Genomic DNA, 14,180 nt, shown 5'->3' on the forward strand with positions numbered 1-14,180 from the left:
CGGTCCATGTGGGAGCCGGCTTGCCGGCGATGAATGCACCGCGGATTTTGGATCCATTCTCACGCTCAAAAACCCCGTGCGTTTCGCCAACGCTTGAGTACAATTCTCAGTTTTTCGGGACATTCGTCCCGATGCTGGAACTCCCAATGCTGACCGGTAGCTACTCCTCCTCGCTGGTGCTGATTTCGCTGTGCGTGGCGATTCTGGCGTCCTACACCGCCCTTGACCTCACCGGACGCATCGCCACTGCGAAGGGGCGGGCAGTCCAACTGTGGATAGCCGGCGGGGCGCTGGCCATGGGTATCGGCATCTGGTCGATGCATTTCATCGGCATGTTGGCGTTCAGCCTGCCCATCCAGCTGGGTTATGACTTCGGCCTCACCGCCTTCTCACTGTTGATCGCAGTACTGTCCTCCGCATTTGCCCTGTGGCTGGTCAGCCAGCCGAGCCTGCCATGGCCGCAGCTGGGGTTCGGCGCATTGATCATGGGCGCAGGCATCAGCTGCATGCACTACACCGGCATGGGCGGCGCTGCGCATGCTCCCAGGCATCGATTACGACCCCACGCTGTTCGGCGCGTCCCTGATCATTGCCGTGAGCGCGTCGGCGGCGGCCTTGTGGATTGCCTTCAGGCTTCGCCAGCACACGCCGTATGTCCGGCACGTGCGTGGCCTGGCGGCGATCATCATGGGCTTTGCCATCGTTGGCATGCATTACACCGGCATGGCCGCCGCGAACTTCCCCGATGGCAGTTACTGCGGTGCGCTGGCCGAGGGCCTCAAGGGCGATGGCCTGGTCTACCTGGTGCTGATCACCACGCTGGCGGTGCTGTCGGTGGCCTTGCTCACGTCGGTGCTCGATGCCCGTCTTGAGGCGCGCACCGCCGAGCTTGCCCAGTCATTGACGCTGGCCAACCAGGAACTGATTCAGCTGGCCTTGCACGACACCCTGACTGGCCTGCCAAACCGAACGCTGCTTTCCGACCGTATCGAGCAGGCCATCAGCAAGGTGGCAGAGCAGGGTGGTTGTTTTGCGCTGATGTTCATCGACCTTGACGGCTTCAAACCCGTCAATGACGCCTTCGGTCACCATGTGGGCGATCAGTTGCTCAAGGAAGTGGCGACGCGACTGCGTGGCCATCTGCACAGCCAGGACACCCTGGCACGCATTGGCGGCGACGAGTTCGTGCTGCTGGTGGAGTTGCAAGAGCCAGACGATGCGATGGGCGTGGCGGTCAAGCAGGTCAACCTGATGTCGCGTCCCTTCCGTGTTGCCGAGCACGACCTGCAATTGTCGGCAAGCCTGGGAATCGTCCTTTACCCCGGCAACGGCCAGGACCAGCACGAACTGCTGCGCAATGCCGACGCCGCTATGTATCACGCCAAGAGCGCGGGCAAGAATGGCTACAGCTTCTTCGACGTGTCGATGAACAGCAATGCCCGCCAGCAACTGCAATTGCTTCAGGACCTGCGAATGGCCCTTGAGCAACGCCAGTTCCGCCTGCACTACCAGCCCAAGTTCGACGCCCAGGCTTGCCGCCCCATTGGTGCGGAGGCCTTGTTGCGCTGGGAGCACCCGCAGCATGGGCTGCTGCTGCCGGACCGCTTCATTGGCTTGGCGGAAAAAACCGGTTTGATCATTCCCATTGGCGAGTGGGTGTTGCATGAAGCCTGCCGACAGATGCGTGCCTGGATGATGCAAGGGCACGAGGACTGGCGCATCGCGGTCAACCTTTCGGCTATTCAGTTCTGCCATGCCGGTCTGGTCGACAGCGTTGCCCGCGCCTTGCGCGAAAACAACCTGCCGGCCAACCGGTTGACCCTGGAAATCACCGAAACCACCGCCATGCATGACGCCGATGCCAGCCTCACGGTGCTGCAGCGTCTGTCCGATATGGGGGTGGATCTGTCCATCGATGATTTCGGTACCGGCTATTCCAGCCTGATGTACCTCAAGCGCCTGCCAGCCAACGAACTGAAGATCGACCGAGGTTTCGTGCGCGACCTGGAACAGGACAGCGACGACGCGGCGATCGTTTCGGCAATCGTCGCGCTGGGTCAGGCCCTGGGCTTGCGGATTGTCGCCGAAGGTGTTGAAACCGACCGTCAGCAGGCTTTCCTGACACGCCTGGGCTGCGATTCGTTGCAGGGGTATCTGTTGGGGCAGCCTGTGCCGGGTGAGCAGTTCATGGCGGCACTTGGTACAGAGATCCGTGCCTCAGAGGGGCTACTAACTAGTATGATCCGGCTGCGGTCTGGGATGCTTTGGCTGCTCTGGAAACAATGCTGACTTAACTGGCCAAGGCCGCCCTGTCTTACTTGAGCCCATTAGATTCAGTCCATGGTTGCATGGCGTTTCGCAATGGGAGTATCCAGATGGGTAGCAAAGCTATAGTCGTTTCGTGTTGCTTTCTTATGAGCACATTAATCTCTGCGTCAGAGGATAGGCGGGCTCCAATATCAGGCAATGGGGCAACGCTCGACCCTTACTATTACGTCAGCGCCGAAACGTTGAGACTGGGCAAACATGGCCAGCTCATCAAGTATAAAGAAATCGACCCACCAGCCGGCTTGGAGCAGGCCAGTCAAAACTTCCTGGCTATTTATAAATCTGCCAAAAATGACGCTACCAACTCGCCGGTGGCGGTATCGGCTGTAATAGCCCTGCCAAAAGGGAAGAAGCCTGCCGGGGGATGGCCGATCGTGAGTTGGGCGCACGGTACTGTTGGAAGTGCAGACAAGTGCGCACCGTCGATGGACAACCATTTAATTGCCGATACACCCGCTCTGCGCCTGCACAAAGTCATCAATCGTTCGCCGCATGTCATGTTGAATGCTTTTTTGGACAACGGTTGGGCAGTGGTGATGACGGACTATGAAGGCTTGGGGACCGAAGGCCCTCACCCTTTCCTCAATGGTGCTTCGCAGGCGCGCTCGGTGCTCGACGCAGTTCGAACGGCGCGCCAGCTACCAGTCATCAAGGGGCGGGCACCTTTATTTTCTCGCAGCTTCGCAGTTGTTGGCCACTCTCAAGGGGGCAGGCGGCGTTGTTTGCCGGGCATCATCACGAGCGCTGGGCACCCGAACTTGATCTGGTGGGGGTTGCCGCCATTGCGCCCGCTTCCAGGTTGTTGGATCTGCGCTGGCTACCGGGTCTGGCATCTTCCAACGACAAGGCACGAGCAGCTCTGCCCTTTCTGGTACTTGCCACTCATGGTGTAAGGCGCGACGTGCCTGGGCTGGATTTGACGAAAGTGTATACACCAGCGGGTTCGCGATTATTCAATGAGACGGCGGACTCGCTGTGCCGGACAGAACTCAGTAACTCACAGTGGACAGCCGAAGGAGCCGAACTGTTCAGGCAGCTGGATATGACGGAACTGAATGAGTCACTTGCTGCCATGCACCCGGATTTATCGATTGCTGTGCCGATTCGAATTTCACAGGCGGCTCATGACGAGCGGGTGACTGCGGTAAACACGAGGGCACTCGTGAAGGCGAGCTGGAACTCACGAATGCCAATACGCTCCATGACCGCGCCGTGTGTTACCAGGAGTATTCGCATGTTGCGTCAGCAGACGAGGCCGTGTTGGGCGATCATTTCGGCATTTTCAAGACCGATATCAGTAATATGATCGATTGGCTTGAGATGCGCTTCGCCAAGCGAGTGCCGAGCCAATGCCAGGCATCCTCGTAAAATGGCAATAGGATGTGATGCAGGTTGATACAGCCAAGTTCTAACCTGCCTGCTGCGTCGAACAGAAAGGCACGAAAGCCTCCATCTCGGCCTCGACGGCTTCGATGATTCGCTCAACGTCCGAGGCCGCCATGATGGCCGCACACGGGATGCCGGCGATGGCGAGCAGGGTTTGCCCGTGGCGCGGTCGAACAGGCGGGCGACCATGCTGCGCGGCGCATCCATGCTGGCTTCGAAGCCCAGCGGTGGAAATGCCAACGCATCACCTGGCAGGCGTTGGGGAACGTCATCTTGTTCATGCCAGCCTCCTTGGCCCACTCCTGGGCGCGGTGATCGAGTGGCTGCGTGTGCGGTAACCGGGAACCTAAACATAGCACCTGGACCGCCATTGTCCCGTGCCATTCAAGACAAATGCATGAATGCATGACGGCGGTCACAGATGTGTCATACGTGCCATTTGACAAAAAAGTTCAGGCAAACGTTTTCCTCCAAGGCCGGCCGCCAGTTGCGTGATGGCCTCTGCTATGTTTAACCACAGTCGGCGCACAGTGTTTTCGGACAAGCGGTGCGAGCTGGGCAGACAGGAGACAGTCATGCGCTATTCCACGCTCACGCAACGCATCGCCGGCGACGCCGCCGCTGCCTGGGATATCCACTATCAGGCTCAAGCGTTGCGGCGGGAGGGTCGCGAAATCTTCCTGCTGTCGGTGGGCGATCCTGATTTCGACACGCCCAAACCTATTGTCGAAGCGGCGGTGAGCAGCCTGCGCCGAGGCGAAACCCATTACAGTGACGTGCGTGGCAGCCTGGCACTGCGCCAGGCCATTGCCCGGCGCAGCGGCCCGCAGGTGACGGCGGACCAGGTGGTGGTGCTGGCGGGCGCGCAATGTGCCTTGTATGCCGTTGCCCAATGCCTGTTCGAGGCTGGTGACGAGGTGATCGTCGCCGAACCCATGTACGTCACTTATCACGCCGTGCTTGCCGCGTGTGGCGCCGTGCCGGTGCCGGTGTCGGTAAGCCCCGAGCTGGGATTTCGGCTCGATCCATTGGCCGTGGCCCGGGCCGTCACGCCCCGTACTCGCGGCTTGATGCTCAACACCCCGCACAACCCAACCGGCGCCGCCATCTCGGCGCAGGACATGGCGCAGCTTGCGCATGTCTGCCGTGAACATGATCTGTGGCTGGTGTGTGACCAGGTCTACAGCGGGCTGCTGTTCGAAGGCGAGGCGGTCGACCCGGCCAGCCTGCCGGGCATGGCCGAGCGCTGCGTGATCATCGACAGTTTGTCCAAGTCCCATGCCATGAGTGGCTGGCGGATCGGCTGGGTGGTCGGGCCGCTTCAGCTCGCGGCGCACTTGGCCAACCTGGCCATGGCCATGCTGTTCGGCTTGCCGGAGTTCGTCATGCAGGCGGCCTGTGTCGCGCTGGAGCAAGACTTGCCCGCCGTGCGGCAGATGCGCGAGGCGTACCGGCTGCGCCGTGACCGGGTGTGCGTGGCCTTGGCCGATTGCCCGGGCATACGGGTTCATCGTCCGGCCGGTGGCATGTTCGTCATGCTCGATATCCGTGGAACCGGGCTCAGTGCCCAGGCGTTTGCCCAGCGCTTGCTGCTGGAGGAAGGTGTGTCGCTGTTGCCGGGGACGCCTTTGGCCCCAGTGCGGCGGGGCATGTGCGCATGGGGCTGGTGCTTGAGGCCGAGCGTCTGGAGGGGTTTGCCAGCGGATTTCCGCCTGTGTCCACCGCTTACTGGTTGAACATCGCCGTTTGAAGGCTGAATCTGAGAATCACTGGGTGTAACACCGAACCTTCCACTGAAGCGTTCAACTGCCGCGTAGCCAATCCACCCAGGTTGCTGAAGCAGGAGGACTTTGGAAATTATGGAATGGTGAGTTTTGAGACCACCTTTGGATTAGTGCGAAAAGGTCGGGGAGGACGTCAGTGTAATAGGCATGGCGGAACGTATACACTTGTGCTCCAAGTACTAGGCCAATGAGTGAAAATGAAGATATTGGGTCAAGCACATTCATGGCTTGCTCGGTGTTCGGTTGTGGCGGGAGAAATGGAGGCGCTTGGTTATTTAAAGGTACAGCCAGTTGCTGAAGTTGCTCGTTGTGTTGCCCTGCTGGGTTATCATCTCTGTGTTGTCGAGCCTGCTGGCGGGCATTGGCGGGGCTTGGTTATTTCGTCTTCCGCGATTGGAAAGAGCAGGATGATTTCGTTTAGCGAGGCGAGTAGCGTTTGCTGCACCACTTTTAGCGAGAGCGTCCGGGGGCGCCTCTGCGCTGCAGAAAGCTTTCTGCTCTGTCCTGATGGGTCTTGATAGTTGACTGGGTCGCCATGGCAGTATGCATAGCCATTACAGCCGCCTTTTCCAAAGGGAGACAGTGCATCCGGTTGGAAGAAACGCATTAACCCTGGATTGTAGAATCTTCGCCCATTACCCAGCGGGTAGGATTGTGTACACAGATCAAGCATTTGCCCAGTGAATCCAAGTGCGGAATTGATAGTGCCTGACTTATTAAAGCCATAAGGTAAATAACGCGCTGGTGAAATGGCGTTGGCAGTCCCCAGGATTGTATTGGCCTGGTCAGACCGATAAAGGAGATTGATGAATGCCCCTTCATGCGTCTGAGCTATGGTGATGGCGCCTGCCCAGATGAACCGATTCTTTCTTTCGCTTAATGCTGTTACTGGGCGATTATTTTGATAGTAAACCAGACTTTCTGATTTTCTAGCGTTTACGAGTTGCATGGAGACACCTTCGCGGGATTGACCCGGTTGATTATCTCTGAGCGGAAAGGTCGTGGCCTACTGTCAAATATATCAGGTGTATCAGCCCAGCAACCCGGCGGCAATGTTGATCGTGAAGCCCAAAATAGCCGTATTGAACACGAAACCTACCAATGAATGTGCCAGCACCACCCGTCGCAACGCCCGGCCAGCGACACCGACATCCGACGTTTGTACCGCCACATTGAGAGTGAACGAGAAGTAGTGGAAATCCCAGTAATCCGGGTTGCGTTCATCGTCCGCGAAGCGCAGTGGCGGCTCTTTTCCCTTGGCGGTGTAGAACAGGCGAGCGCGTAGTGCAGGCTGAAGATGCAGCCGATCATCAGCCAGGAGCCAGCAACAGTCAGCCCGGTGTAGAGGTAGTGCAGGGCCAGGTCGCTGCCGTGCAGCCCGCGGCTGGAAACCAGCTGCAGGGTCACCGCAGCCAGGCTGGCGATGGCCGCGATGCAGACGGTGAACAGCACCAGGCCGGCGTTCTCGTCTTCGATACGGGCAACCCGGCGCACGGTCTCGGGCTGGCTCGCCAGGTCAGCCACAGTACCAGCAGCAGGTACAGCCAGACGCCGAGGTTCCAGCCGATCAGTACGTGCTGGACGGTGTCGTCGGCAGGAATCAGCCAGGCACCGGCAACCCCTGCAAGGGTGGCGATGCTCAGGCGCGGGTGGGTGCGGGTCAGTCGATGGAACGCCATGCGGCCTCGGCGATGGGGAGTCATGGCTACCACGATAGCCTATGGGGTACCATCACGGGCCGTGCCACCGTCAAAGCCCTTGAATATCAAGGTGATGGCATTGACTCGCTTCACGCCCGGCGTTGCGGTACACCGCCCCAGGCTTCGCTACAGGATTCACGTTTTGTCCGACCTCACGCAAAACCCGTTGCTGCAATACCTGGCCCGGCTGGCCCCTCCAGCCAACAGACCATGCGTTACATTCTTCAGGATGCCGCCGACCGGCTTGGCTTCGTCGACTGCGACATCGTCGATGTACCCTGGCACCGGCTCGAGCCCGGCCACGTCATCGCGCTGGTGGCCGCCTTGCGCGCCGACGGTTACGCGCCGAACAGCTCGTCGCTTTACGTCAATGCGGTGCGCGGGGTGATGAACGAGGCCTGGCGCCAGGGGTTGATCGACCACGAGCGCTTGCTGCGCATCCGCGAGGTCAAACCGGACAGCGGCAGCCGTTTTGCCACCGGGGCGCAACCTGCGCCGCAGCCTGATCCGCGAACTGATGGACGTGTGCGCGGCCGACCCGCGTCCCCAGGGCGTGCGTGATGCGGCGATCATCGCGCTGTTGTACGGCACCGGCATGCGCAAGTCCGAGTCGGTGGACATCGACCTGGCGCAGGTGGATTTTGCCGAACGCAGCTTGCAGGTGGTGGGCAAGGGCAACAAGCAACTGGTCAAGTACGCACCGGCCTGGGCCTTTGAAAAGCTCCAGGCCTGGCTTGATCTGCGTCGTCAGGATCTGCCAGCAGGGGTGTCCGATGACCCGTTCCTGTTCAATCGTATCCGCCGTGGCAATCACATCACCCGGGCGCGCATCACCAAGCATGCGATCTACTACATCGCCCGTCAGCGGGGCGCCCAGGTTGGGGTGAAGATCATGCCCCACGATTTTCGCCGGGCATTCATCACCCGGGTGATCGAAGAGCATGACCTGTCGATTGCCCAGAAGCTTGCGCACCATGCCAACATCCAGACCACCGCCAGCTATGACCGGCGCGATGACAACGAACGGCGGCGGGCGGTCGACCGCTTCGATTACTGAAAAAGCGCCAGTCATCCCGGCATTCCCATGCGGTTGCTTTTCCCCTATTGTCGGTGGCTTCCAACCAGGCGATTGGCAGATCCATGGACAACGTTATCGTCATCACCGGTGCCAGCCGTGGCATCGGCGCCGCCACTGCGTTGCTGGCGGCTCAGCAGGGTTACCGCATCTGTATCAACTACCATGCCGATGATCGGGCCGCCGAAGGCGTTCTGGCCCAGGTCCGCGCGTTGGGTGCCGAAGCCATCGCCGTGCGTGCCGATGCCAGCGTAGAGGACGAGGTGATCCAGTTGTTCCAGCGGGTCGACCACGAGCTGGGCCCGGTCACTGCGCTGGTCAACAACGCCGGCACCATCGCCCAGCAGAGCCGGGTCGAGGACATGTCGGAGTTTCGCTTGCTCAAGGTGATGAAAACCAACGTGGTCGGGCCGATGCTGTGCGCCAAGCACGCGCTGCGGCGCATGTCCCGTCGCCATGGCGGGCAGGGCGGCGCCATCGTCAACGTGTCTTCGGTGGCGGCGCGCTTGGGCTCGCCCAACGAATACGTCGACTATGCCGCGTCCAAAGGGGCGCTCGACACCTTCACCATTGGCCTTGCCAAAGAGGTGGCCGGCGAGGGCGTGCGGGTCAATGGTGTGCGCCCGGGCTACATCCACACAGGCCTCCATGCCCTGTCCGGCGACCCGGAGCGGGTGGCCAAGCTCGAACCGGGCCTGCCCATGGGGCGGGGTGGGCGGCCAGAGGAAGTCGCCGAGGCGATTCTCTGGCTGTTATCGGACAAGGCGTCCTATTCCACTGGCAGTTTCATCGACCTGGGTGGCGGACGGTAACGCCGCCTGTCAGGGCTGCTCGCCGTCAAGCAGCAGCCGCACCTGGTCGGCAAGTGCTTCGAGTGCGAAGGGCTTGGTCAACACGCGAGTCCCTTGAAGCAACTGACCATCGCTGAGTGCAGCGCTTTCGTCGTAACCGGTGATGAACAGTACGCTCAGGTCGGGATACTGCGTTCGGCAGCGCTCGGCCAGCTGGCGGCCGTTCAGTCCACCGGGCAAACCGATGTCACTGAGCAGCAGATCTGGCCGCTCGCTGGTTTGTAGATGGGCTAGCGCGGCCGGGCCGTTTTCGAACGCTTCGACCTGGTAACCCAGTTCCTGCAGCACTTCACAGACCACCATGCGCAGCGCCGCTTGGTCCTCGACCAGCAGAACTCGCTGCCCAGTCGTGCGGGCTTTGTTCATTTGCAGGCGCTTGAGGCGCGGCGGCTGGCAGCGAGGGTTGCTCATGGTGGCGGGGCAGGTAGAGTTCCACCCGTGTGCCTTCGCCCACGGTCGAGCGCAGACGCAATTGCCCGCCAGACTGGCGCACGAAACCGTAGGTCATCGATAACCCCAGCCCGTGCCTTGGCCCATGGGTTTGGTGGTGAAGAACGGGTCGACGGCGCGCGCCACGACGTGCTCGGGCATCCCTCGACCATTGTCGACCACCGCCAGGTACACATACTCGCCGGGCGGTACCTCCAACGGACGCGCCTGGTCGCCGTCCAGCACGATGTTCTGACCAAAGATATCGATGGTGCCCCCGTCGGGCAGGGCATCGCGGGCATTGATGCACAGGTTCAGCAATGCGCTTTCCAACTGGGGAGGGTCGATGAACGTGGGCCACAGTTGCGAGGTGAAGCGACTGCTCAAGGTGATGCCGGGGCCAATGGTGCGACGCACCAATTCCTCCATCTCCGTCACCAGCGTGGCCACCTGGGTAGCCCGCGGTTGCAGGGTCTGCTGCCGGGAGAACGCGAGGAGGCGGTGGACCAGCGAAGAGGCTCGCTGCGCCGAACCACTGGACAGTTCGAGCAGCGGTGCGAGGTCGTCGAAGCGTGCCTGCTCCAGACGTTGGCGCATCAGTGCCTGGGTGCCGAGGATGCTCCCCAGCAAGTTGTTGAAGTCGTGGGCGATGCCGCCACCGAGCTGGCCAACCGCTTCCATTTTCTGTGACTGGCGCAACGCCTCTTCGGCCTTGATGCGGCGCTGTTGCTCCTGGATTCGCTCGCTGATGTCGTAGGCGAACAGGTAGGCCCCTTGAACCGCTCCACCATGGTCACGCAAGGCATTGAAGCGTAATTCGTAGTGACGAACGTTCGGCTCGGCGCCAAAGGCGCCAATTTCAGTGAATTGCTCGCCCGCCAGGGGCGCGCTGCCACAGCGGCAGGATCAATGTGCGGTCGCTGTCCTTGTCACCCATCAATTCGGGCAGGTAGTCGCCCACTTCCGGTGTGCGGCCGTACAGATTATGGAATTCCTCCTTGGCCTGTCGATTGACGGCCAGCCAGTGCATGCCTTTGTCGATCACATGCACGTTGACCACGCTGTGCTCCACCAATTCGGCGAACAGCCTGCGCTCGGCCAGTGCCTCGCTGACCCGTTGTTCGAGCTCTTCGTTGAGCTGCTGCAGAGCCAGCTCGGCCTGACGGCGTTCGGTCACGTCCTTGAACAGCACCGCGACCTGGCGTTTTTCCGGGGTTCGATACGAAATGTGGTCACCGAAAGCACATGGCCGGTGGCGACCAGTTCCTGCTCGAAGTGCAGCGGTTCGCCGGTGCGCAGGACGGCGCCATAGCGTGCCACCCAGTCGTCGGCTTCGTCCGGGACCATCTCGCGCAGCTTTTGCCCCACCACGTTGGGAATGCCGGCGTGCTTGGCGTAGGCGGCGTTGGCCAGCACATGCACGTAGTCGCTCAGCGGGCCGTGCGGGCCATCGAAGAACTCGATGATGCAGAAGCCTTCGTCCATGGTGTCGAACAGGAAGCGATAAAGGCCATCATCCAGCGCCTGTTGCTGCGCCAATGTGCTTTCAAGTTCGCGGTTGCGCTGTTGCAGTGCTTCGAGTTGCTGGCGCAAGTGGTGCAGTTCTCGGTGGGGCATGCAGGCGTCCGACAGTAGGGCATTGACCAACTTTAGCCTGCCCGCCCCGGTGGCGGCTAGAACGATCGCACGATGCGCCCCAGTGTTTCCATGGCCTGTTCGGCACCGTCATGCCAAGGGCTGCCGTAGTTCAGGCGAATGCAGTTGCCGAAGCGGCGGGTCGGCGAAAAGATCGGCCCGGGGCGATGCTGATGCCCTGGGCCAGCGCCATGTGGAATAGTTTGAGAGCGTCCATCTGCTCGGGCAGTTCCAGCCACAGGAAGTAGCCCCGGAAGGCTGGCTGACCCGTGTCTGCGCCGGGAAGTAGCGGGCAATGGCGGCCAGCATGTTGGCCTGCTGGCCTTCCAGGGCATAGCGCAGCTTGCGCAGGTGGCGGTCGTAGCCGCCGTGCTGCAGGTAGTCGGCGATGGCGGCCTGGGCGGGCATGGAGGCACAAAGCGAGGTCATCAGTTTCAGGCGTTCGACCTTCTGGGCAAAGCGTCCGGCGGCGACCCAGCCGATCCGGTAGCCGGGGCCAAGCTTTTGGCGAACGAGCCGCAGTGCATCACCAGGCCTTCGGTGTCGAAGGCCTTGGCGGGTTTTGGCGCTTGCTGGGCGTAGTACAGCTCGGCGTAGACATCGTCTTCGATAAGCGGCACCTGGTGGCGGCGCAGCAACTCGACCAAGGCCTGCTTCTTGGCTTCGGCATGCTGGCGCCGATGGGGTTCTGGAAGTTGGTCATGCACCACACCGCTTTGACCGGGTGCTTGTCCAAGGTCTGCGCCAGTACCCCCAGGTCCATGCCTTCGCGAGGGTGTACCGGAATCTCCACTGCCTTGAGCTTGAGCCGCTCCAGCACCTGCAGGCAGGCATAGAAGGCGGGGGCTTCGATGGCCACCAGGTCGCCGGGTTCGGTGACAGCCTGCAGGCACAGGTTCAGCGCTTCCAGCGCGCCATTGGTGATCAGCAGCTCCTCCATTGGCAGCATCAACCCGCTGACCATGTAGCGCAGGGCAATTTGCCGGCGCAATTGCGGGTTGCCGGGGAAAGGTCGGTGACCACCATGCGCGGGTCCATGGTTCGGCTGGCACTGGCCAGCGATCGCGACAGGCGTTGCAGCGGGAACAGCTCGGGGCTGGGGAAGGCCGAGCCGAACGGCACGGTGTTGGGGTCCTTGATCGATTCGAGAATCGAGAACACCAGCGCGCTGACATCCACCTCGGTGGATTCGCTGATCGGCGGCAGCGATTGCGGCTCGCTGAACGGGCGCGGTGCGTGGGCGTTGACGAAATACCCCGAGCGTGGCCGGGCGCGGATCAGCCCGCGGCGCTCAAGCAGGTAATAGGCCTGGAACACCGTGGACGGGCTGACGCCGTGCGTTTGGCTGGCGTAGCGCACCGAAGGTACGCGCTGGCCGGGGCCGAGCACGCCGGTGCGGATCAGTTCGGCTATGTCGTCGGCAAATCGTTCGTAACGTTTCATCGTGGATAACTGTCGTGGCCTTGGTGGCAGTGTAAGGGATCAGCGGTTCATCGGCGCTACGAAGCGGCTTTGCGCGACACTGCGCACCTCAGGCTCGTCAGTGTCTTCAATCACGAAGCTCAGTGTTTGCGAGCTACTGCTCGGACGCTCGGCCAGCATCGCGACCGATACCGGAAGTTCGCTCATTTCTCCTGCGGCGACGATCAGCTCACCCGGGCCATGCAGTTCGAAGCCTTCGGCATCGTCCAGGCGCAGCTGATAGCGCTGGGTCTGTTCGGTCTTGTTGATGACTTTGAGCAGGTAGATGTTCTCGATTTGCCCCAGGGCGTTCTCACGGAACAGGCCACGGTCCTTGATCACGTCCAGCGATACCATCGGGCGCATCTGCAGGGCCACCACCAGCGCGCCTATCATCACCAACAGGGCGGCGGCATAGCCCAGCAGGCGCGGGCGCAACCAGTGGGTGGTGCCACCTTGCAGGCTGTGTTCGGACTTGTAGCCGATCAGCCCGCGCGGGTAGCCCATCTTGTCCATCACCCCGTCGCAGGCATCGATACAGGCGGCGCAGCCGATGCAGGCCATCTGCAGGCCGTCGCGGATGTCGATGCCGGTGGGGCAGACCTGCACGCACAGGGTGCAATCGATGCAATCGCCCAGGCCCTGGGCGCGGGCGTCGCTGCCTTTCTTGCGCGCCCGCGGGCCTCGCCGCGACGCGGGTCGTAGGCCACGGCCAGGGTGTCCTTGTCGAACATCACGCTCTGGAAGCGCGCATACGGGCACATGTGCAGGCACACCGCCTCGCGCAGCCAGCCGGCGTTGATGTAGGTGGCGGCGGTGAAGAACAGCACCCAGAACAGCGCCACGCCGCCCAGTTGCAAGGTGAACAGCTCGGCCGCCAGGGGGCGGATCGGTGAAGTAGCCCACGAAGGTGAGTCCGGTCAGTACACCGATTGCCAGCCATAGGCTGTGCTTGAGCGTGCGGCGTGCCACCTTCGCCAGGCTCCAGGGCGCGGCGGCAAGCTTGATGCGCTGGTTGCGGTCACCCTCGGCGACTTTTTCGCACCACATGAACAGCCAGGTCCAGGTGCTCTGCGGGCAGCTGTAGCCGCACCACACCCGGCCGGCGTAGACGGTGATGGCGAACAGGCCGAAGGCACAGATGATCAGCAGGGCCGAGAGCAGGATGAAGTCCTGCGGCCAGAACGTGGCGCCAAAGATGTGGAACTTGCTGCTGGACAGGTCCCACAGCACGGCCTGACGGCCATTCCAGTTCAGCCACGCGGTACCGAAGAACAGCACGAACAGGGCGCCGGCGAAGGCTATTCGCAGGTTGCGGTACAGGCCGGTGAAGCTGCGGGTGTGGATGCCCGTGTCGGCCTGGTGGTTGCGGGGCTTGGCCTCGGACGGGGCGATCTCGATGACAGGAATGCGTTGGTTCATGGCTCGGTGCTCATCAGGCCTGGATCAGGCAAGAGCACTATGGCCCTCGAGCTGTTTTCAGCACAGGCTCAGATTTACCGATAAAAACCATATCAGATAGCATCGTCAG

3 protein-coding genes and 8 pseudogenes are annotated in these 14,180 nt (G+C 61.5%); 5 read left to right on the top strand and 6 right to left on the bottom strand.

The window, feature by feature from the left end; translation table 11 throughout:
* Window positions 1-146 precede the first annotated feature (146 nt).
* Together PspTeo4_RS06180 and PspTeo4_RS06185 are read left to right on the top strand one after the other, a co-directional pair.
* Window positions 147-2,289 (top strand): annotated as a pseudogene (locus PspTeo4_RS06180) (putative bifunctional diguanylate cyclase/phosphodiesterase).
* A 125-nt stretch (window positions 2,290-2,414) separates the two neighbouring features.
* Entirely contained in the window at window positions 2,415-3,221 is an 807-nt protein-coding gene (locus tag PspTeo4_RS06185) for a lipase family protein (protein WP_322362847.1), read from the top strand.
* A gap of 515 nt (window positions 3,222-3,736) precedes the next feature.
* Here the strand turns inward: PspTeo4_RS06185 and PspTeo4_RS06190 are convergent.
* Window positions 3,737-3,995 (bottom strand): annotated as a pseudogene (locus tag PspTeo4_RS06190) (DUF1652 domain-containing protein).
* Between the two features lie 294 nt (window positions 3,996-4,289).
* Here PspTeo4_RS06190 and PspTeo4_RS06195 point away from each other — a divergent pair.
* Window positions 4,290-5,493 (top strand): annotated as a pseudogene (locus tag PspTeo4_RS06195) (pyridoxal phosphate-dependent aminotransferase).
* A gap of 333 nt (window positions 5,494-5,826) precedes the next feature.
* On the opposite strand, the gene PspTeo4_RS06200 reads toward PspTeo4_RS06195, so the two are convergent.
* On the bottom strand, window positions 5,827-6,447 hold the full coding sequence (locus tag PspTeo4_RS06200) for an RHS repeat-associated core domain-containing protein (RefSeq protein ID WP_322362848.1): 621 nt from the start codon (window positions 6,445-6,447) through the stop codon (window positions 5,827-5,829).
* Between the two features lie 81 nt (window positions 6,448-6,528).
* Window positions 6,529-7,177, bottom strand: a pseudogene (locus PspTeo4_RS06205) (DUF1345 domain-containing protein).
* A 163-nt stretch (window positions 7,178-7,340) separates the two neighbouring features.
* Between PspTeo4_RS06205 and PspTeo4_RS06210 the strand changes: the two are divergent.
* Window positions 7,341-8,255: pseudogene (locus tag PspTeo4_RS06210) on the top strand (site-specific integrase).
* Between the two features lie 83 nt (window positions 8,256-8,338).
* Entirely contained in the window at window positions 8,339-9,085 is a 747-nt protein-coding gene (locus PspTeo4_RS06215; protein ID WP_322362849.1) for an SDR family oxidoreductase, read from the top strand.
* 9 nt (window positions 9,086-9,094) lie between these two features.
* Here the strand turns inward: PspTeo4_RS06215 and PspTeo4_RS06220 are convergent.
* The 3 pseudogenes from PspTeo4_RS06220 to ccoG form a co-directional block, all read right to left on the bottom strand.
* Window positions 9,095-11,170, bottom strand: a pseudogene (locus PspTeo4_RS06220) (PAS domain-containing protein).
* Window positions 11,171-11,226: 56 nt separating this feature from the next.
* A pseudogene (gene mapR, locus PspTeo4_RS06225) lies at window positions 11,227-12,631 on the bottom strand (GntR family transcriptional regulator MpaR).
* A 39-nt stretch (window positions 12,632-12,670) separates the two neighbouring features.
* Window positions 12,671-14,071 (bottom strand): annotated as a pseudogene (gene ccoG / locus PspTeo4_RS29790) (cytochrome c oxidase accessory protein CcoG).
* Window positions 14,072-14,180: the final 109 nt, after the last annotated feature.

It is taken from the genome of Pseudomonas sp. Teo4 (assembly GCF_034387475.1).
Taxonomy (GTDB): Bacteria; Pseudomonadota; Gammaproteobacteria; order Pseudomonadales; family Pseudomonadaceae; genus Aquipseudomonas.